Raw genomic sequence first — 20401 nt, forward strand, 5'->3', positions numbered from 1 at the left:
GCTCCGGACCGGAGGGCCGGAATCGCGATGATTCGCCTCGAGCGATTCGACAAGTGGTACCAGAAACTGCACGCTGTCAAGGAGATGGACCTCGAGGTCCGAGCGGGCGAGGCGTTTGTTCTCCTGGGAGCCAATGGTTGCGGAAAGACGACGGTCTTGAGGGCGATCGCCGGGCTCCACTCTCCGTCATCGGGCCGGGTATTGGTCGACGGTTTCGACATCGCAACTGATCCTCTACGCGCCAAGAGGAGGATCGCCTACCTGCCGCAGCGAGTCACCCCGCCGGAGCTTCTGACCGGCCGCGAGGTGTTGCAGTTTTACGCCGGACTCGATCGGGTTCCTCTCGACCGTGTGGGCGAAGCGCTCGACTTTGTCGGCCTTGTCGACGATGCCGATCGGTTCACACGGGAGTATTCAGGTGGCATGGTGCAACGGTTGGGTCTTGCCGTGACCTACCTGAGAGATGTTCCTCTTCTGCTGCTGGACGAGCCGACCTTGAACCTGGACCCCACCGGTCTCGGACGCTTCCGGGAGTGGGTGGGAGAGTTGCGGGGAAAGGGAAAGACGATCTTCTTCACCTCGCACATTCTGCAGGAGGCACTGCGTCTAGCCGATCGGGTGGGGGTGATGTCGGAGGGTCGATTGGTACGGGTGCAGGAGGTTGCGGGCTTTCGGGAGAGGGTGGTCCAGGCGACGACCATGCGAGTCGTCCTGGACCGGGTCACGCAGGCCTTCATCGATGCCGCGCGAAGAGCGGGCGCCGTCAAGGACAGTTGGTCCGAAGTCAGCTACTCCTTCGAGGCGCCGCCCAGGGCGCGCCAGAAGGTGATTCGAGCCATAGAGAAGGAGGGCGGCCGTATCGAGGAGCTGCACACCGAGCCGCCGGACTGGGAATCGCTGGTCGAGAATCATCTGGACGAGGGATTGGGATGATGCGTCGGTCGGGTTCTGCGGTCCCAGCCGTGCTGGCTCTCCTGGTGTCGACCAGTCTCGGATGCCGCCGGGAGGCGAAACCGAAGATCGTGTTCGGAGTGGAAGGTTGCACCGCCTGCGCCATGGTGATCGACAACGACAAGCAGGCGAGCGGCTACTACTTGGAGCGGGAGTTTCATCCCTTCTGCTCGGCCGGTTGTCTGCTGGGCAGCTTCGAGAAGAGAAGACAGGCCGGCCAACCTCTGCCGCGGAGGATCTACTTTGCCGACTATGCCGAAGGCGGCCTGCGGCCGGTGGCTGGGATGACATTTCTGCTCACCGACCATCTTCCGACGGTTATGGAGAGCGGCATCCTGGCCTTTGCGGGAATCGAGACAGCTCGAGCCCATAGGCAGCATGTGGACGAGGTGCTGACGGACTGGCTCGGCGTACGCAGGCTCCGCGGCGAGCCGGATCGTACTGTCGCAGTCGAGTTCAACGACCAAGCGATGATCCCCGAGGTGATCGAGTTGTTCAAGGGTGAGTTGGTCGAATGGAAGGTCAGCGGATCCGAGCTCGAAAGCTCCCTCCAGATCATGGTGCGCGGCTACGAGGAGCTGGGCGACGTGGCTGTGCCCGCGGCCGGCGAGGCACGGTCGGTGCGTTTCCTGGCGACCAGGCCGGGCGACGGGTTTCCCGTTCAGCGGGTGAGCGACGGCGTGGTTCTCGGCCGCATTCGCGTTGCAGGGCCGCACACGGCGGACGAGGAGGAGAGTTGACTCGGTCGACCCACTCAGCTCATCCGATCTGGTTGATCGCCAGGCAGGAGTTCACCCTCAACCGACGCAATCGCTGGGTTGTCTCCTTTGCACTGCTGTTTGCCGTCCTCACCCTCCTGATCTCGAGCTTGGGGATGGTGACCTCCGGCTACTCCGGCTTTCAGGACTTTGTCCGTACGTCGGCCAGCATCATCAATCTGGGTGGCTTTGTAGTGCCGCTATTTGCTCTGCTGCTCGGTGTGTTCAGCTTTCTCTCGCAGCGCGACCACCTCGAGTTGATGGTCGCGCAACCGGTGCCGCGCTCCTGGGTGGTGCTGGGAAAGTACCTGGGCCTGCTGCTCACCGTCGCAGGGACTGCGCTGCTGGGTTTTGGCCTGCCCGGAGTCGTGATCTCGGTGGTCATTGGCACCCAGGGCGCCCTTCAGTATGCGGCCGTGGTGCTTCTCGAGATGGTTCTCGTCGCCGTATTCACCGGTCTCGCGGTCCTAATCTCGGTGGCGACGAACCGCCGGCAGATCGCGCTGGGAGTGTCGATGGGATTGTGGCTCTTCTTCGAGCTTCTCTACGGGATGCTCATGTTGGGAGCCACTTTCTATTTCTCGCGGGGCACGCTGCAGGCGCTGCTTCTAGCCGGTCTAGCCGGCAACCCGATCGATCTGACCCGGGTTCTGTCACTGCTGGTCGTCGGAGGGCCTCATCTCTTCGGCCCCGCGGGCGTGACCCTGGTGAAGTTCACCGGCTCGGCGCTCGGCGCCGGGCTGATCGGGCTGGCCACACTTTTCATCTGGGCCGTAGTTCCGGTCGCGGTTTCGATCCATCGTTTCGCCAAGCAGGATCTGTAGTCAGCGCCGCCTCAGCACATGCACCGTGAAGCCATCGTGGCTCTCGGACGGCCACACCCGCCACAGACCCCGGCCGGACACAAACGGCGCCAACTCGGGCCACGACTCGAGGTTTTCGAGCTCGAACTCGGACTTCCGGTCTAGGAACTCCATGACGATGTCCTCGTTCTCCTCGCGCTCGAGCGAGCAGGTGATCGCGCACAGGCGCCCCCCGGCGCCTACGAGATTCGCCGAGGCGACAAGCATCTCGAGACTCTGGCCAGCAAGCCGCTCCAACTCTCCTTCCGAGATGCGCCACTTGAGCTCGGGATGACGAGCGAAAGTGCCGGTCCCGGTGCAGGGTAGATCGACGACAACGCGGTCGAAGTTGGACCGAAAACTTGGAGACTGACCGGCAGCAGTCACTAGGTGAAATCGGCGCTGTACCCGCTCTTGATTGGATCGCACGCGCAGCAACCGCGGCAGCGAGGCGTCAGCCGCAACCAGGCGGACGTCCGGCTCGGCGGCCAGAAGCGCGAAGCTCTTGCCGCCTGGCGCCGCGGCAACGTCCAGGATCCGTTCTCCTGGCGTAGGCGCCGGGACGAGTGCCGCGGCCTGACTGGCCTGGTCCTGAATGTAGATCTTGCCCGCCCGGAAGGCCTCGGTTTCTCGTGGGTCGCCCGCGTCAACATCAAGGCCGACCGGCGAAAGCTCGGTCGGCCGGGTCTCGACGCCGTCTGTCGCAAGCTCTGAGGCAAGCTCGTAGCGATCGGACAGGCAGGTCAACTGAAACCTCGCGCGTCGGTTGCCGGCCGCGAGCATCATAGTTGCCTGCTCACACCCGAACCGAGCGACCCATCGGCGCGCGAGAAACGTCGGGTAGCTCGTCTCGATGGCCAGGCTCTCGATCGCATCTACCGAATCGACCGGCCAGGAGGCCCGATCGCGACGTCCGGCGACTTTGCGCAGAATCGCGTTCGCGAAACCGGTCGCGCCGCGATGGCTCCTGCGCTTGACCTCCTCCACCGCCGCGTGGACCGCAGCGTGGGACGGAACCCGATCCAAGAATAGAAGCTGATAGACGGCCAGCCGGAGCGTCGGCAGAAGGTCACCGTCGATCTTCGACAGGGGTCTAGCCGCGGCGGTCTCCAGGACGAAATCGAGGAATCGGAGCCATCGTAGCGTTCCCAAAACCAGCTCGTGCAGCAGTCCCTGGTCGCGCAATGAGAGACCGACGCGCGCTTTGTCGAGAAGCGCACCAACAGGCGACTTGGCGTCGAATGCGGTCGTCAGGACCTGGGCCGCGACCGCGCGGACATCGCGCTTGTCTTCTTTGCGCACTATGCTTCCGGCGCTCACGGCGCCTCGAAACGATCGCCGACCTCGACGCGCTCGCCGTTGGCGAACTCTAGAGCCGACAACGCCCGCCGACCCGGTCGCTGCAGCGACACCAACTCGAGAGCCCGGCCGTCTCCGCAAACGACCTGCAGACTCGATGCTCTTTCGGCGACCGTCCCGGGCTCCGCGCCGGAAGCAACCATCTCGCCCAGGGCGCACTCGACGATCTTGACCGGCTCTTCCCGAAACGACGCCGTCATTCCAGGCCACGGGGTGAACGCACGATACCGGTTGTAGAGAACGCTGGCGGGAAGCGTCCAGTCCACGTAACCATCGCTCTTCTCGAGCCGCGGAGCCCAGGTCACTTCTCCCTCGTCCTGGGGAGACGCCACCAGGGTCGCCGAAGCCAGGCCGCGCAAAGTCTCCAGCAGCAGCTCGGCGCCGGCCGTCGAAAGGACGGCGGCCAAGTCCGGCGACATGTCGCGGTCGCCGATCTCGACTTCCCGCTCGAGCAGAATCGGGCCTGAGTCGAGCCCCTTTTCCATACGCATGGTCGTCACTCCGGTCACGGTTTCTCCCGCCGCGATGGCTGCCTGGATCGGCGCCGCGCCTCGATATCGAGGCAGCAGCGAGGCGTGCACGTTGACGCAACCCTCTTCTGGGATTTCGAGCAGACGCCGAGGGAAGATCTGTCCGAAGGCCACCACCACTGCGATCCAGGGCCGCAGAGCCTCGAGCCGTTCTAGAAACGCTTCCGAGCGGACCTTGGCGACCTGCTCACAATAGAGATCCAACTCCGCGGCTTGCGTTGCGACCGGAGGCATCCGCAGAGCTCGACCTCGCCCCGCCGGCCGCGACGGCTGGGACACCACCAGGTCGGGGCGGAACTCCGAGTCGGCCAGTACCTCGAGACAGGGCACCGCAAATCGAGGCGTACCGAAGAAGACGACCGGGCCCGGGGCAGTCACACCGGAATCGTATCCGAAGGGTCAGGCCTCCCACTCGCGCTTGGCGCCATCGATCTCTTCGAAGTAGTCGACCGGCACCAGAACGTCCCGCGGCTTGGAGCCCTGCGGAGGCCCGAGCAGGCCCTCCTGCTCCATGATGTCGATCAGCCGGGCGGCCCGCGAGAAGCCGACCCGCATCCGACGCTGGAGGAAGCTCGCCGACGCCTGACGCTCGGCAACCACCAGCCGGGCGGCCTCGTCGAAGAGCTCATCCTCGCCCGAGGCGCCGCCGCTCCGCTTCGCCTCTTCCTCGGGCGCTTCGAGCACCTTGAGATCGAGCTGCGGCGGCCCCTGCTTCTTGAGCCATCGCACCAGCCCCGCCGTCTCTTGCTCGGATACGTACGTACCGTGGAGCCGCATGACTCGCGAGGTCCCGGGCGGCATCAGCAACATGTCGCCCTTGCCCAGCAGCTTCTCGGCTCCGATCTGATCGAGAATGGTGCGCGAGTCGTGGCGAGTCGCGGTGGCAAACGCGATCCGGCAGGGGAAGTTGGCTTTGATCGTTCCGGTGAGAACATCCACCGACGGTCGTTGCGTCGAGACGATCAGGTGGATGCCCACCGCCCGAGCCATCTGCGCGAGTCGAGCGATAGAGGCTTCGACCTCTGACGACGCCACCATCATCAGATCCGCCAACTCGTCGATCACTACCACGTAGTACGGCAATGGCTGAAGCTCGTCGGTGTCGTGCTCGGACTCGCCCTCCGAGAGCGCGAGGCGCTCGCGCACCTTGGGATCGGCGATCGCCTGGTTGTAGAACGCGATCGAGCGGACATGGACCTCCGCCAGCATGCGATAGCGTCGCTCCATCTCGGCCACCGCCCACCGCAGGGCGTTCGCGGCCTTCTTGGGCTCGACGACAACCTCGGTCTTCAGGTGCGGGATGTCCTTGTAGACACCGAGCTCGATGCGCTTGGGATCGATGAAGATGAACTGCACCTGATCGCGATGGGCCTTGTAGACGATCGAGGTGATCATGCTCTGCAGTCCCACGCTCTTGCCCGCGCCGGTCGCGCCGGCGACCAGGAGATGCGGCATGGTCGCCAGATCGGCGTAGAAGGGCTCGCCGTGAATCGTCGTGCCGAGAGCCATGGTCAGGACCGAAGGCGCATGGCGAAAGGCGTCCTGGTCCAGCAGGTGGCCGAGCCGGATGATGGCCCGCTCCTTGTTCGGCACCTCGATACCCAGCGTCGAACGGCCGGCAAGCCGATCGATTCGCACCGCCTCGGCCTTCAGCGCCAGCGCGAGGTCGTCCTGGAGGTTGACAATCTGGCTCACCTTGACGCCGGGCGCCGGCTGGAACTCGTAGGTCGTGATGACCGGTCCCGGGGTGATCGCCTCGACGCTGCCCTCGACACCGAACTCGGCGCAGCGCGAGCGGATGAGCTCGCCGAGCCGCACCAGCTCGTCGGGCTCGACCGTCGGCTTGACCTCCTCCACCTTCAGCAGGTCGAGCGGTGGCAAAGGGTCCGGCCTCTTGACCGGCTCCGGGAACGGGATCTTCGACTGTGGACCCGTCGCCGCTTTTCGGGGCTCGGCTCTCGGCTCGGGCATCGGCGAGACCGCGGCGGGACTGACCTTCCGGATCGAGAATCCCTGGCTACCCTTCTTCTCGGTGACGCGCAAGGGTAGATCCACCCGCGCGGCGGGTTCGACGGTCGGGGCTTTCTCGGCCATCGCCCTCATCTCGGCCAGGCGCTTGGCTTCGGCGCGCTTCAGGTGCTTGGACACGACTCGCTCGCGCGATCTGTCCTTCTCGCGCCGCTGGCGGCGCCGAGACCATCCGAAACGCAGATTGTCGAGCGCCGCCCTGAACTTGCGCCCCCAGGTCGAGAGCATCTCGCCCAGCGTCGACTGAATCACCAACGCCGATCCGGCCATGACCAGCGCCAACAGCACCAGCGTCGTTCCGACGAAACCCAGAGCGCGCTCGAGATTGCCGACGATGACGTCGCCCAGCGCGCCGCCAGCGGCGATCTCGATACCGCGCCACGACACCGTCTCGAGGGCAAGCTGCAACAGTCCGGGTACCGCGCCCACCAGCAGCAATCCGCCCAGGCCGCGACCGAACACCAGCGGGCTGCTCTGGCGTTTGAGGCGCCGCCAGGCCGCAACCGCGAGGAGAAGCGGTATCAGGAATGCGGCCAGACCCAGAAACCCGAAGCCCAACGCTGACAGCTCTGCGCCGACCGGCCCGATCCAGTTCCGGACGGGACGTTCGACCGAGGCCTGGTGCAGAAGGCTCGGGTCATCCGGCCGGTAGCTGAGAAAGCTGATCAGCAGCAACAGGGCGACCAGCAGAGCCGCGATCCCAAGAAGCTCCGAGCCCTTGCCGGGCGGTAGCTTTCGTACGGGCGCGTCGGCCGTCTTCCTCGGTTTCGTCTGGGCCAGGGCTTCCTCCGGAAACGTCTCGTTTCGGGCTCACTTTAGCAGGCTCGGCACCGAATTCCTCAAATCTGGAGCCTGTTTACGCTAGACGCCGTCGATCTCTAGTTGCCCAGGTAGCCCAGCGCCCGCAGCCGTTCCTCGAGGTCCGGATCGAGCTCTCGAGCCGGCTCTTCGATCTCACTCGGGTCGGTAAGCAGCTCGAGGAGAGTGCGAACCCGGGCGTCCAGCTCCGCGGTCTTGTCGGGATAGCGATCGGCCAGGTTGTCTATCTCGCCGGGATCCCTGGCGAGATCGTAGAGCTCCCAGGTCTCGGTCAGCCCCTGTTTGATCCCGATCGGCTTGGGGAACGAGTAGATGAACTTGAAACGCTCGGTGCGTAAGGCCTTGCTCTCGCGGTGCTCGAGATTGAGCCTCTCGGCGAATGCGTCCACCGGCGCGAGCTCCTCTCCCTGGAAGAGCGGCTTCAGCGACCTGCCGTTGACGCGATGATCGAACGGGATCCCGAGCAGGTCGAGAATGGTCGGGAAAAGGTCGATCAACCTAACCTGCTGCTCGAAGACCGTTCCGCTCAGACCACCGGAGCTCTCCAACGATTCCTCGAGGCTCTTCGGCAGGTGGACGATCAACGGCACCATGATCTGGTGATCGTAAAGGTTCATGCCATGGCGCCAGGTGCCGTGCTCCCAGAACTGCTCCCCATGGTCGCTGGTCACGATCACGATCGAGCGCTCGAGCGCCCCGGATTCCTCGAGAAGATCGAAGAGGGCTCCGAGCTGTCGATCGGTATAGGCAATACCGCTGTCGTACAGACTGCCGATGTAGTCCTTCTCCTGCGAGGTCAGCTTGCCGCGCAGGCCCCACCACTTCCTCTTGTCGAAGTAGCCCAGCGCTCTTCCACCCCGCTCGTCATCGGCAAGCTCGGTATGAATGTAGGGATCGTGGATTTCATAGGTATGCAAGAAGAGGAAACGCCTGCGCTGACTTGACCGCTCGAGCCATTCATCCAGGCCGGCCATGTTCCGAATCCAGTCGAACACGCGGTAGGTTTCAAAGCCCCTGGCAAACCCCATCCGGAAATCCATCTGACCGCCGCCGGTGAGAGCTTCGGTCCGGTACCCCGCGTCGAGCAGGACCTCCGCCAGCCTGGGTGATTCCTTGAGCTCACGAGCGGTCACATAGAGACCGGTGAATAGAGAGCGATGGGAGGGATAGGTCCAGGGGGCCTGGCTCACCGCGCGCTCGAACCGTATGCCGCGCGACGCCAGCCGATCCAGATTGGGACTCGTGTTCAAGTCATAGCCGTAGCAACCCAGGCGGTCGGCCCGGAGCGTGTCGAGGCTGATCAGGATCACGTCGGGACTGCTCTCGGAGGCCGTTGCGCTCATGATCTCGGGCGCCGACCACGCGGCCCAGATCTGCGGGTCCGACCCGTTGCGGACCGTCATCAGGCTGAGTTCAACCTCTTGCCCGGACCAGGGTGACAGGTCGACGTCCAGATCCAGCCAATCGCCTTCTTTGCGCACGGTAACCAAGCGATCCACCACCTTCTGCTTCACCTCCCGTCCCGACGGAGCAACCCGAACGACAAAACGCACGCTTGCGCCTTCCACCTGGGGCGAGGGCATGTAGCCGAGGCCGACGCGCATCATCGCGTCCGAAGGAAGATGTATGACGAACCGATGCCGCGTTCCCGAGGGTGCCACCAGGGAGCGCCGGCTGTCGCCTCCACCTTCGGGAAACATCGCGACCCGCCCTACCTTTCCCTCCCGAAGCTGGCCGAAGTTCCGAAGACCCTCGATCTCTTTAGGCAGGCGCCGCTGCCGCTCGCGCGGCCATCTCGACTCCGCTGCCGGCGCCAGGTCGAGCAATCGGATCGCGCAAGCCTCCTCCGGCCGGGATCCGCAGCTCAGAGCGAGCGACGACAGAACCAATATCGCGAAACGACCCTTCATCCGCGCAACACCACCTCCCTGGCGCGTTCGATCCGAAGAAACGTCTGGAGTGTGATCTGTTCGGCACGGGTGCGTCGGTCGACGCCCGCGGACTCGAGCGCGGCCTCCGCCCGTTCCCTTCCCCACCCCGAGGCCAAAGCGTTGCGCAGGGTCTTGCGACGTTGCGAGAACGCCAGCTCGACCGTCTCGACAAAACCCGCCATCTCGGCATCTGGAAACGGTGCCGGCTTCAGCTTGAAGCCGACGAACGCGCCCTCGACCTTGGGCGGCGGCCGGAAGCTACCGCGGGCTACCGTGCCGAGGAGTTGGACCTCGCTCCACGCTCCGGCGAGTACCGCAAGCAGACCATACGCCTTGGTGCCCGGCTTCGCGACAAACCGCTCGGCGACCTCGCGTTGCACCAGAAAGCCGAGTCGCGCGACTCGCGGGTGCATCGGCAGTAGCCGGCGAATGAGAGCGCTGGCTATCTCGTAGGGCAGGTTGCCGGTGACCAGAGTCCCTGGACTGACTCGCCCCCAGCGCACGCCCATCGCGTCCGCAACCGCCAGCGCGGGACCGCTCTCGCCCGAGCGGCTGCGCAGTGAGAAGGCCCACTCCGGGTCGAGCTCCAGTGCCAGGACCCTGGCGCCTGCTTCGACCAACTGGTTCGTCAGGACACCGCCGCCGGGCCCGACCTCGACCACCGGCTGTCCTTCGGGTCGCAGGAACTCCATCAGCGGCCGGCAGAGCTCGGCGCGGGTCAGGTGGTGCTGACCGAGGTGTTTCTTGAGCCGAGGATCGCTCATCACGCCCGAACCATAGCAACCCGTGATTGGCCGGACAGCCCGAAACCAAGGAGAAAGATGTCAGAATGGCGCCACTTCGGCGCCCCGCCTCCCGACAACCGCTCCAGCACCCCGACCTTCGGCCGCTCCAAAACGAAAAACGACGCTGTTTTCTGGCACTTCGCTTGCACTTTCAGCGAGCCTCTTCGAGGAGAAACAAGCCAATGCAACCGGATATGTCAACTCTGAGTGAACAGGTCGAGAGGGAGACGCTCACTCTCAAGGAAGTCGAAAACGAGATCCGGAAGGTCATTGTCGGTCAGGACTACCTGCTCGACCGCCTTCTGGTGGGTCTGCTCGCCAGGGGGCATCTCCTGATCGAAGGCGTCCCGGGTCTCGCCAAGACCCTCGCGGTCAAGACCCTGGCCCAGACGCTGGACATCGATTTCAGGCGGATCCAGTTCACGCCCGACCTGTTGCCCGCCGACCTTCTCGGCACTCTCATCTACGATCAGCGCCACGGCGAGTTCCTGCCGCGCAAGGGACCGCTGTTCACCAACCTGCTGCTCGCAGACGAGATAAATCGCGCGCCCGCCAAGGTTCAGTCCGCGCTTCTCGAGAGCATGGAGGAGCGACAGGTAACCTTGGGCGAGACCACCTATCCCCTCGAAGAACCGTTCATGGTTCTCGCGACCCAGAACCCAATCGAGCAGGAGGGCACCTATCCCCTGGCCGAAGCGCAGATCGATCGATTCATGTTGAAGCTGCGTCTCGATTATCCCCTCCGCAATGACGAGCTCGAAATCCTGGAGCGGATGATGGTGGAAGTGCCCAAAGACGTCCGTGCCATCTTGGACGGCGAACGGCTGATTGCTCTCAGAACGACCTGCGACTCGGTCTATCTCGATCACAAGATCAAGAACTACATCCTGGATCTGGTGCTCGCGACCCGTGATCCCGAAGGCGCCGGCCTGCCCGACCTGAAAAGCCTCATTTCTTTCGGCGCCTCGCCGCGGGCGACGCTCTTCCTGGCGCGCGCCGCCAAGGCCTTGGCCCTGGTCAGAGGTCGCGGCTTCGTCATTCCGGAAGACGTCAAGGAGATCGCCGCCGACGTGCTGCGCCATCGCATCGTGGCGACGTACGAGGCCGAAGCCGAGGAGATCACTACCGACACCCTCGTGACTCGTTTGCTGGAACGCATCGAAGTCCCGTAGAAGACCGAGGCCGCACTCAAGGACCGTGCTCGGATTCGCGCGCAAGAAGAAGTCGACCGCTCCTTTCGCGGAGTCGCGGCCGGCGTTGCCCGCCGACCTGATGCGCAAGGTGCGCCGGATCGAGATCTCGACCAAGAAGCTGGTAGACGAGGGCATAGCCGGCGGCTACCACTCGGTGTTCAAGGGCCGCGGGGTCGAGTTCTCCGAAGTCAGACCGTACCAACCCGGCGACGATATCCGCGCCATCGACTGGAACGTCACCGCGCGGATGGGCGCCCCGTTCGTCAAACAGTTCGTCGAGGAACGGGACCTCACGGTCTTCATCATCGTCGACGTCTCGGGTAGCCTTAATTTCGGTTCGCGCTCGACGCTCAAGCGCGAGCTGGCCGCAGAGATCAGCGCCCTGCTGAGTTTCGCCGCGCTACGCAACCAGGATCGCGTCGGCGCCGCGCTGGTCTCTGAGCGGCTCGAGCTGTTCCTCGAGCCGCGGCGCCGCCGGAGCCACGTGCTGCGCATGGTCCGCGAGGTCCTGGTCCGTACCGGCGGCGGCCTGACCGATCTCGACCGAGCCGTGGCACAGGTCATGCGCAATCTCAAACAGCGGTCGGTTCTGTTCCTGATCTCCGACTTTCAGGAGACTCCGTTCGCCAACGCCATCAAGCGGGCCAGTGGCCGTCACGATCTGATCGTGATCGAGATCACCGATCCTCGGGATCTGACGCTGCCACCGGTGGCGGCGGTTCCCCTGCGCGACGCCGAGACAGGCCGGATCGGGTTGATCAACGGCAGCAAGCTCGAGGGCGAGTTTCTGCGACACCGCGGAGGTGAGCGCGAAAGACTGCATCGGCTGACCCGCCAGGTCGGCGCGGACCTGATACACATTTCCACCGACCGGCCCTATCTGCCTGAGCTGGTCTCCTTCTTCGAAGAACGACGGCGGCGGCTTTCGAGATGAATCACAAAGGCACCGTTCTGATCCTGTTCGCGGCCGCCGCGCTGAGCTGCCTCGGCTCGCCCACGAGCGCGCAGACGACGGCCCTCGGCGTCGAGCTATCTCCCAGTGAAGTCCTTGTCGGCGACCTCGTCACGGCTACCCTCGCGATCGAGCTCGACGTCGCCGCCCCCGAACCCTCCTTCCCGAATTGGCCGCGCCACTGGGGCAGCGCCGAGATCCGCAACATCGGCGAGGTCACCCGCAGCGAAGTCGGCGCAAGCTCCCCTGGCTCCGATGGCTCCGGTAGCCCCGACAGCCGCACGCGTTACTCACAGACTCTGCTCCTGACCGCCTTCCGACCCGGGAGCGTCACGCTGCCGCCGGCAGTCGTCACTCTGAATAGCGACGAAACGGTGCTCGAAGTCGCAAGCGAGCCCACGACCTTCGAAGTGGGTTCCGTACTGCCACCGGGCGAGGAACAGCTCGAGCCCAAGCCGCCAGCGCCGCCCCGACCACTGCCGATTGGCGACCGCTTCTGGTGGACCGCAGGCCTCCTGGCCCTCTTCGCGGCCGGTCTGCTGGCGCTGATTCTGACTCGCCGTAGCGCCGAGCCCACCTACGCCGGACAGACCATCGACCCATGGCAAGCGTTCGAGCTGGCGCTGGCCAGACTCGCCACCGCGGCGGATCCTGAGACGGTGTTCACCGGCCTGAGCCTGGAGCTGAGGCGATACCTCGGCAGCTGCCTCGCCTTTCCGGCAGCGGAGAGCACGACGACCGAGCTGAGACGCCGGCTGCTCCGGTTTGGGTTGCCGGCGAGCGTCAGCGGCGATGTCGTTCGGCTGCTGGTCGAGGCCGACACCGTCAAGTTCGCCAAGAGAACTCCCGCTCCGGGCAGGGACTCGGAGTGCCTCGAGCAGGCCCGTATCGCCGCGACCGAGGTCCGCGGCTTCCTTCAACGCCAGGCAATGGCCGAGGCCGAGGAAGGCGAGGTGGCGGCTTGACCACTTTCGGCCACCTCGCCCAACCCGCCTGGCTTCTGGGTCTCCTGCTGCTGCCGGCGCTGGCGGTTTGGCGACATCGGGGCGCCGGCGTCGGCGCGCTCTCCTTCAGCCGGTTGCCCGGCGAGCCCTCGGGTGCCTGGAGGCTGCACATCCCCTTCTACCTTCGGCTGCTGGCCCTGGGACTCGTTTTCATCGCGCTGGCCCGACCGCAGCTCGGCTACGCCTGGGAAGAGAGCCTGACCGAGGGCATCGACATCGAGATCGTGCTCGACATCTCCGGCAGCATGGGAGCCGAGGACTTCCAGCCCAAGAATCGACTGACGGTCGCCAAATCCGTGGTCAACGATTTCATTCAAGGTCGACCGGCCGACCGCCTGGGTCTCGTGGTCTTCTCCGGTACCGCCCTGACCCGTGCGCCACTGACCGGAGACCGCGAAATGCTCCGCTTCCTCATTGAGTCGGTCGAGCTCAACACCCTGCCGGACGGCACCGCCATCGGCGTGGCGCTCGCTAACGCGGCCTCGCGCCTCAAGGACAGTCAGGCCGAGTCGCGGGTCGTGGTTCTGGTCACCGACGGCGTCAACAACGCCGGGGCGATCGACCCGATGTCGGCGGCCAGCATCTGCAAGGGACTCGGGATCCGCGTTTACACGATCGGTGTCGGAACCGACGGCCGGGTACCGGTACCCATGCAGTATCAAAACCCCCTCACCGGCCGCCAAGAGATCCGCCGGGCGCTCATGGACGTCGAAGTCGACGAGGAGCTGCTGCAGAAAATCGCCGAAACAACGTCAGGGCAGTTCTTCAAAGCCACCGACCCAGAGGGCCTTCGAGAGATCTTCGAGGAGATCGACCGCCTCGAAACAACTCCGCTTCAGATCAAGCAGTACACCCGCTTCGAGGAAGCCTTCGTACCCTGGGCGCAGTCCGCCCTGGCGCTGCTCTGCCTGCCACTCGTGATTCGCCTTACCAAGGTGTCGCTCGAACCATGACGTTCGCCCAGCCCAACGCTCTTTGGCTGACGCTACTGGCGCCGATCGCGCTTCTGCTGGCGGCTCTCTTCTGGCAGGGGTACCTGCGGAATCTGAACGCCTGGGCCAAGATCGGTGTCTGGGAGCGCTTGGGGATCGATTTTCGTAAACGACACCTGCGCACTTCCGTCATCTGCCTGACGCTCGCAATTCTCGGCGTTGCTCTGACCCTCGCGCGCCCACGCTGGGGAACAAGCGAACAGACCGTGGAGCGCCAGGGTGTCGACGTGGTCTTCGTCCTGGATTCGTCCATGTCCATGGCCGCTCAGGACGTAGCGCCGTCGCGGCTCGACATCTCCAAGACCCTGGTGCGGCGTCTCGCCGGCGCGCTCCCGGGTCACCGCGTCGCCCTGGTTCAGGCGGAGGGCGAAGGACTCGTGCTGGCGCCGCTGACGGTAGACAGCGCGGTGCTCGACCTTCTACTCGACACGATCGGTCCCGGCAGCCTGCCCCGGCCGGGCACCCAGCTGGGTCCCGCGCTCCAGGAATCGCTGAAACTCTACCCGCCCGACGGCGAGAAACACCGCACTCTGGTCTTGATCTCCGATGGTGAGGACCACGGCAGCGGCTGGGAGCAGTCGCTCCAGGCGCTCAAGGACGCCGGCGTCGTCGTGCACGCACTCGGCGTTGGAACCACGCGCGGCAGCCCGATTCCCCTGTTGGACGAGGACAACCGTTTCAAACAAGACGCGGAGGGGCGGGTCGTAGTTACGAAGGTCAATGAAGCCGTCCTCGAACGGCTGGCCGCCGAGACCGGCGGCATCTACATCGCCGTATCGAAACCGGGAACCGACCCGGCACGGATTACCCAGGCGATCTCGGCAATGGAACAACGCTCCTTCGAGAGCGAGTCCCTCGAGGTCCTGGCCGAGCGCTTCCAGTGGCCCTTGACTCTGGCCGCCCTCGCGCTCGTGCTCCATCTCTTCGTCTCCCCCTTGCAGCCGAGACGTTCCGGCAGGGAGGAGCTCGGGTGATCCGCTCGCTCGCAGCGGTGCTGACTCTGGCCGCCGGCTGGTCGTTCACCGACCTCAGCCTCGACCGCCTGCGCTGGAACGCCCGGGAGCGGACCCAGGCGGGCATCGAGGTCCTCGAGACCGAGAACAAGCAGGCTGCCCTCGAAGCTTTTGAGACGGCAGCGCGCCTCGATCCCGCCAATCCGCTCCTGCGCTACAACGCAGGCTCCGCGCACCTGGTCGCGGGAACCGAGGCCGCGACCCAGCACCTCGAGCTCGCCGCGGAAACCGCTCCCGAGGAGCTTCGCCCGGCGGCGAGCTACAACCTCGGCAACGCTCGTCTCAACTCCGGCGACCCCGCCGGAGCAATCGAGGCCTACGAGCAGACACTACGGCTGACGCCGAATCACCTGGAGGCAAAGTTCAACCTCGAGCTCGCGCTTCAGCAGCAACAGCAGCAACAGGAACAGCAGCAAGAGAATCAGGACGACAAGGACGCCGACCAGGACGACCAGGGCCAGGAGAACCAGCCATCGTCTGACGAACAGCAGGAGCAGCCGCAGGGCTCGAACCAAGACGAGCAGGAAAAGCAGGAGCAGAACGGCGAGGGCGAGCAAGAAAAGCAATTGCCGCAGTTCGAAGAGCAGCCCGACATGAGTGCCGAGCAAGCCGCCGCGATCCTCGAAGCCGTCGAGAATCTCGAGCGTGAGCAACGCCGCAAGCAGGCCGAGCAAGAGATGAAGAAGCGCCCGCATAAGGGGAAGGACTGGTGACCCCTCTCGCTCGCGCTCGCGCCGCCGCCCTTGTGGCGTTTGCGGCCTTCACGGTCGGGCTGCAAACGCCCAGAGGAGCGCAGGCGCAGGAGGCGGCTTCGGCCACCGCCCGGCTCGAGCCGGAGCTCATAGGCGTCGGCCAGGTCGTCACGTTAACGCTCGAGGCGCTCAGCTCGGGCCTGGCGGATCTCGACCTCGATCCTCAGTTCTCACTCGAGAACCTGGAGATCGTGTCGGGCCCGACGCAGGCGCAAAGCTGGCAGTTCGTCAACGGGCGGGCTTCGAGGTCCGAGAGCCTGATCTGGCGCCTGCGCGCCAAGAAGGTCGGCGGCGCCAGGGTCAGCCAGATCGTGCTGAAGATCAACGACTCGGTGTTCGAACTGCCCGACCAAACCATTCAGGTCCAGGAAGAGCCGATCGAGATTCCGGACGCATTCGGGCGACGTCGCTTCGCGGACCCCTTCGAAGATTTCCCTTTTCCTCCTCGACGTCGAGCCCCGAGGCGCGAAGCCGAGCCCAAGCTCTTTCTGCGAGCCGAGGCGACTCCTCAAGAGCCTTTCGTCGGTCAGCAGGTTCTCTACACGCTCTATCTCTTCACCCAGGCCGATGTCGGTGCGATCAACCCCGAAAGCGTGCCCGACTTCGCGGGCTTCTGGGTAGAGGACGTGCCGCAGCCCGACAAGCTTCAGCCCGAGATGGTCGACATCCAGGGAGAACGCTACGGCCGGGTCGTGCTTCTGCGCAAGGCGGTGTTCCCGATGCATCCCGGCCGCGTCGAGCTCGAGGCAGTGCGGGCGAGATTGGTAGCCAGCATGCCGAAATACAGCTGGCTCGGGTCGGTCATCGATCGACGGCGTGAGATCTACCGCACCAGCAACGCGGTCACTCTCGACGTCAAAGCCCTACCTGAGGCTCCGGCTGGTTTTCGAGGCGCGGTCGGCCAGCTTCAGCTCTCGACCGAGGTCGAGCCGCGTGAGGTCAGGGTGGGCGAGGCCGCGACGCTGACCGTCAAGCTGGAAGGCCGGGGCAACATTCAGGGCGTTCTCGAGCCCGAGCTGCCGGTACTGGAGGGCATGCGCGTATTCCCCCCTGAGCAATCGAGTCGCAACCGAGTCGCGGGGACGCAGGTTCGCGGCGAGAAGAGCTGGCGCTACGTGCTGGTTCCAGACCGAGCCGGCCGCTGGGAAATACCTCCCCTCTCGGTGGACTATTTCGATCCCTACGACGAGGCGTTCCGAGCCGCCCAAGCTGCACCGGCGGTTTTCACCGCGCTCGCGCCTCTCGACGCGGTCCCGAGCGTTGGCCACTCGGAGGCGCCCACCCTGGGCCCGAGCACCACCACCGCGGGCGAGCGCGATAGTGAATCCGGCGGTGCGCTGCACCGGTGGTACCGAAAACCGCGCTTCCTGCTCGGATCGGCGGCACTGGTTACGGCCATGTTGCTCGTCCCCATTGCTCGGCGCCTTCGCAACCGGGGTCAAAGCTCCAAACGCCTGTGCGGGCGCCTGCGGGATGCCAGCACCATTCAGCATGGTCGCAGAGCGGCGGACGCGCTCGAGAACGCCTGGCGCGACTACCTCGAAGAGCGATTCGATCTGCCACCAGGTACCGCCGCGATGCAGTGGACCCAACGGCTGCGGGACGGTGGCCTGAAAGCCGCGGGCCTCACCGAGCTGGGCCGGCTCGTTGAAGACCTCGAATACCTGCGCTACGCGCCCGAGCTATCGGCCTCTGAGTCCCTTATTGCCGAGCTGGTCGCACGCTCACTTAAGCTGGCCCGCGGCCTGCGTTAAGCGGCAACGGACCGGGGTGGGCGCCGGTCTTTGACCTGTGGCCTAATCAACTGTTACGAAGCCGGACCTTCTGCTACATTCGCAAGGGCACTCCCCAAGATCGGCTTGGATCATGACTGAGTACCACTGCCTAGAACCCCAGGATCTCGAGGTCTTTCTCGAACGCAGGCGCGCGATGCCCTCGTTTGCGCTCGACATGAGCCTGGCCGAGAACCTTGCCGAGGTGCTCCGCAAGGCCAACGAGTTCGTGCCCTCACACGCCGGCTCACTTCTCCTCGACAACCCCATGGAGAAGAAAAGGAACCGGGAGAACAACTCACTGACCTTCATCGCCGCATTCGGCGACAGGGCTCCCGAGCTGCTCAAGCGACGGATACCGGCGCAGACCGGAATCGCCGGTCACGTCTACATGACCGGGGAGTCGTACGTCGCCCAGGATGTGGGCCGAGACAAGCTCCACCACTCGATGTTCGACCAGACCGACGACTACTCCGCGGAGTCGCTGGTAGCGATTCCGGTTCGGATCGAGAAAGAAGTCTGCGGCGTGCTCGAGCTGGTCAATCGATCGAGAACCGGTCAGTACAGTCAGCGCGACGTTCATCTCCTCGAGATTTTCGCCGAGTACATCTCGATCTCTATCCAGAATGTTCTCGACGGGCGCCAGGCCCAGGAGATCGCCAAGCGAGACAACCTGACCGGTCTCTTTAACGACCGCTACCTCCATATCGCGCTGTCAAAGTCGATCGCCAAGTGCCGACGCGAGGACTCGGATCTGGCCCTCTTGTTCATGGACCTGGACTTCTTCAAGCGAGTCAACGACTCCCACGGCCACTTGGCCGGCAGCCAGGTCCTGAGGGAAGTGGGCATCCTGATCAAGAGGACAACGGCGCTCGACGACTCGATCGCAGCTCGCTACGGCGGCGACGAATTCGTGGTCGCGCTTCCGGGGCTCGATCTTCTGGAGGCGATCAAGGTGGCCGAGCAACTTCGCCATGAGATCGTGACCACAACCTTCTGCGACAAACCCGGAGAGATTCAGCCCGATCCGATCCATTTGACCGGGCTCACCTGCTCGGTCGGAGTGGCCACCCTTCATCGCCACCTGCAGGACACCGAGTCGGTCGAGCGCAGCAAATCGACTCTCCTTCGCCTGGCGGACTCCGCCATGTACGTGGCCAAGGAAACCGGCCGCAATCGCACCGCGACCGCGGGCGAGCCGGTGCGCCGCTTCAACGTCGCGGATTGACCGGCCTCCGAGGCCGATGCTAGCATCCGGCGGGGTCGATCAGCTCCGACATGCCAAGTTTGGCGTGCTTGGCAACCCCCTGACAGCAAAGAGGATAGAGGTCACTGGAAGCCTTTTGGCGATGGAGAATGCATGACGCTCGTCGACACCCAGACTCGCCCCGAAACCGAACTTCCCAAACCGGCCACCGAAGTCCACGAGCGCCTGGCCAAGCACATCCTGGCCGATGGCTTGCCCTTCCTGGTGGATCTCGAGCGCAGCCATGGGCCCTACCTCGTAGACCAGAGCACCGGCCGGGAGATTCTCGACCTGTTCATGTCCTATGCGACCAGCCCGCTGGGCTACAACCACCCGGCGATGATGACGCCCGAGTTCCGCGCTCGGATCTTGCCTTCCGCAATCAACAAGCCGTCCAGCTCGGATCTCTACACCGAGCACATGGCCGACTTCGTCGATGCCCTTGCCCGAACGGTGCCCGAGTCCCTGGCGGAGCGCATGTTCTTCATTTCGGGTGGAGCCCTTGCGGTCGAGAATGCGTTAAAGACCGCGTTCGACTGGAAGGTCCGCAAGAACATGGCCGCGGGCCGGGGCGCGAAGGGACACAAAATCATCCATCTGCGCGAGGCCTTCCACGGCCGCAGCGGTTACACCATGTCGATGACCAACACCGACCCGCGCAAGACCGAGTACTTCCCCCAGTTCGATTGGCCCCGCATCACCAATCCGAAGTTGCGCTTCCCGGTGACCGAGATCGTCACCGAAGAAGTCGCCGCCGCCGAGCGTGAATCCATCGAGCAGATCAAGAAAGCGCTAATCGACTATCCAGACGACATTGCGGGTCTGATCCTCGAGCCGATTCAGGGCGAAGGCGGAGACAACCACTTTCGGCGCGAGTATTTCCAGGCGCTCCGCGACCTCGCCGACGAGGCCGAGTTCCTCTTGATCTTCGACGAGGTCCAGACCGGCCTCGGAACCACCGGCCGTTGGTGGTGCTTCGAGCACTTCGGCGTCGAGCCCGACGTGTTCGCGTTCGGCAAGAAGACTCAGGTCTGCGGTATCTGCGCCAGCGCCCGTGTCGACGAGGTTCATTCGGTCTTCCAGGTGTCGAGTCGGATCAACTCGACCTGGGGCGGCAATCTGGTCGACATGGTCAGGTGCCAGCGCTACATCGAGGTCATCGAGAACGAAAACCTGCTGGCGAGCATCGTGACCGTCGGTGATCATCTTCTCGAAGGTCTGTCCAGGCTGGCCGCCGATCGGCCCGACGTGGTATCCAACGTGCGCGGTCGTGGCGGCTTCGCGGCATTCGATCTACCGACTCATGAGAAACGCGAAGAGCTCCTCAACGAGATGCTCACCAACGACTTTCTCGGTTTGCGCTGCGGTTCCAAGGCCATTCGCTTCCGGCCGCCCCTCAATCTCGCGATCGCCGAGGCCGACGACGGCCTGAACCGGCTCGAGCGGTCACTCGGCCGGATCGTCTGACCGGCAG

At 64.6% G+C, this 20401-nt stretch carries 17 protein-coding genes; 12 read left to right on the forward strand and 5 right to left on the reverse strand.

The window, feature by feature from the left end; genetic code table 11:
• Window positions 1-27: 27 nt before the first annotated feature.
• Genes GY769_16545 through GY769_16555 form a run of 3 tightly spaced genes read left to right on the forward strand, consistent with a single transcriptional unit; the run spans window position 28 to window position 2533 of the window.
• Window positions 28-933, forward strand: coding sequence for an ABC transporter ATP-binding protein (locus GY769_16545; protein ID MCP4203529.1), 906 nt, complete (start codon window positions 28-30; stop codon window positions 931-933).
• Window positions 930-1691, forward strand: coding sequence for a hypothetical protein (locus GY769_16550; GenBank protein ID MCP4203530.1), 762 nt, complete (start codon window positions 930-932; stop codon window positions 1689-1691). The genes GY769_16545 and GY769_16550 overlap by 4 nt, the downstream gene beginning before the upstream one ends.
• Window positions 1688-2533, forward strand: a complete 846-nt coding sequence (locus GY769_16555) for an ABC transporter permease subunit (GenBank protein ID MCP4203531.1) — start codon at window positions 1688-1690, stop codon at window positions 2531-2533. The genes GY769_16550 and GY769_16555 overlap by 4 nt, the downstream gene beginning before the upstream one ends.
• Here GY769_16555 and GY769_16560 read toward each other — a convergent pair whose 3' ends face one another.
• From GY769_16560 to rsmA, 5 genes are all read right to left on the reverse strand, one after another.
• Window positions 2534-3871, reverse strand: a complete 1338-nt coding sequence (locus GY769_16560) for a hypothetical protein (GenBank protein MCP4203532.1) — start codon at window positions 3869-3871, stop codon at window positions 2534-2536.
• The gene (locus GY769_16565) at window positions 3868-4818 is read right to left on the reverse strand and encodes a methionyl-tRNA formyltransferase (GenBank protein MCP4203533.1); all 951 of its coding nucleotides are present in this window, start codon (window positions 4816-4818) and stop codon (window positions 3868-3870) included. The genes GY769_16560 and GY769_16565 overlap by 4 nt, the downstream gene beginning before the upstream one ends.
• Window positions 4819-4839: 21 nt before the next feature.
• Window positions 4840-7143, reverse strand: coding sequence for a DNA translocase FtsK (locus GY769_16570; protein MCP4203534.1), 2304 nt, complete (start codon window positions 7141-7143; stop codon window positions 4840-4842).
• 203 nt (window positions 7144-7346) lie between these two features.
• On the reverse strand, window positions 7347-9197 hold the full coding sequence (locus GY769_16575; GenBank protein ID MCP4203535.1) for a sulfatase-like hydrolase/transferase: 1851 nt from the start codon (window positions 9195-9197) through the stop codon (window positions 7347-7349).
• Window positions 9194-9982, reverse strand: coding sequence for a ribosomal RNA small subunit methyltransferase A (gene rsmA, locus GY769_16580; protein ID MCP4203536.1), 789 nt, complete (start codon window positions 9980-9982; stop codon window positions 9194-9196). The genes GY769_16575 and rsmA overlap by 4 nt, the downstream gene beginning before the upstream one ends.
• 203 nt (window positions 9983-10185) lie before the next feature.
• On the opposite strand from rsmA, the gene GY769_16585 reads away from it, so the two are divergent.
• The 9 genes from GY769_16585 to GY769_16625 all read left to right on the forward strand — a co-directional run bounded on the left by GY769_16585 (window position 10186) and on the right by GY769_16625 (window position 20394).
• On the forward strand, window positions 10186-11175 hold the full coding sequence (locus tag GY769_16585; protein MCP4203537.1) for an AAA domain-containing protein: 990 nt from the start codon (window positions 10186-10188) through the stop codon (window positions 11173-11175).
• Between the two features lie 25 nt (window positions 11176-11200).
• Entirely contained in the window at window positions 11201-12130 is a 930-nt protein-coding gene (locus tag GY769_16590; GenBank protein MCP4203538.1) for a DUF58 domain-containing protein, read from the forward strand.
• Window positions 12127-13113, forward strand: coding sequence for a hypothetical protein (locus GY769_16595; GenBank protein ID MCP4203539.1), 987 nt, complete (start codon window positions 12127-12129; stop codon window positions 13111-13113). Before GY769_16590 ends, GY769_16595 begins: the two co-directional genes overlap by 4 nt.
• Complete coding sequence (locus tag GY769_16600) at window positions 13110-14105, forward strand: VWA domain-containing protein (GenBank protein ID MCP4203540.1); 996 nt, start codon at window positions 13110-13112, stop codon at window positions 14103-14105. The genes GY769_16595 and GY769_16600 overlap by 4 nt, the downstream gene beginning before the upstream one ends.
• The gene (locus tag GY769_16605) at window positions 14102-15118 is read left to right on the forward strand and encodes a VWA domain-containing protein (protein MCP4203541.1); all 1017 of its coding nucleotides are present in this window, start codon (window positions 14102-14104) and stop codon (window positions 15116-15118) included. The genes GY769_16600 and GY769_16605 overlap by 4 nt, the downstream gene beginning before the upstream one ends.
• The gene (locus tag GY769_16610; protein ID MCP4203542.1) at window positions 15115-15870 is read left to right on the forward strand and encodes a tetratricopeptide repeat protein; all 756 of its coding nucleotides are present in this window, start codon (window positions 15115-15117) and stop codon (window positions 15868-15870) included. Before GY769_16605 ends, GY769_16610 begins: the two co-directional genes overlap by 4 nt.
• Complete coding sequence (locus tag GY769_16615; protein ID MCP4203543.1) at window positions 15867-17663, forward strand: protein BatD; 1797 nt, start codon at window positions 15867-15869, stop codon at window positions 17661-17663. The genes GY769_16610 and GY769_16615 overlap by 4 nt, the downstream gene beginning before the upstream one ends.
• Before the next feature lie 112 nt (window positions 17664-17775).
• Window positions 17776-18909, forward strand: a complete 1134-nt coding sequence (locus tag GY769_16620) for a sensor domain-containing diguanylate cyclase (GenBank protein ID MCP4203544.1) — start codon at window positions 17776-17778, stop codon at window positions 18907-18909.
• 132 nt (window positions 18910-19041) lie between these two features.
• On the forward strand, window positions 19042-20394 hold the full coding sequence (locus GY769_16625) for an L-lysine 6-transaminase (GenBank protein MCP4203545.1): 1353 nt from the start codon (window positions 19042-19044) through the stop codon (window positions 20392-20394).
• Window positions 20395-20401 lie beyond the last annotated feature (7 nt).

It is taken from the genome of bacterium, assembly GCA_024224155.1.
GTDB lineage: Bacteria > Acidobacteriota > Thermoanaerobaculia > Multivoradales > JAHEKO01 > CALZIK01.

Coding starts and splice junctions, on each gene's coding strand:
- GY769_16545 (MCP4203529.1), top strand. CDS start 28: ATGATTCGCCTCGAGCGATTCGACAAGTGGTACCAGAAACTGCACGCT.
- GY769_16550 (MCP4203530.1), top strand. CDS start 930: ATGATGCGTCGGTCGGGTTCTGCGGTCCCAGCCGTGCTGGCTCTCCTG.
- GY769_16575 (MCP4203535.1), bottom strand. CDS start 9,197: ATGAAGGGTCGTTTCGCGATATTGGTTCTGTCGTCGCTCGCTCTGAGC.
- rsmA (MCP4203536.1), bottom strand. CDS start 9,982: ATGAGCGATCCTCGGCTCAAGAAACACCTCGGTCAGCACCACCTGACC.
- GY769_16585 (MCP4203537.1), top strand. CDS start 10,186: ATGCAACCGGATATGTCAACTCTGAGTGAACAGGTCGAGAGGGAGACG.
- GY769_16595 (MCP4203539.1), top strand. CDS start 12,127: ATGAATCACAAAGGCACCGTTCTGATCCTGTTCGCGGCCGCCGCGCTG.
- GY769_16605 (MCP4203541.1), top strand. CDS start 14,102: ATGACGTTCGCCCAGCCCAACGCTCTTTGGCTGACGCTACTGGCGCCG.
- GY769_16620 (MCP4203544.1), top strand. CDS start 17,776: ATGACTGAGTACCACTGCCTAGAACCCCAGGATCTCGAGGTCTTTCTC.
- GY769_16625 (MCP4203545.1), top strand. CDS start 19,042: ATGACGCTCGTCGACACCCAGACTCGCCCCGAAACCGAACTTCCCAAA.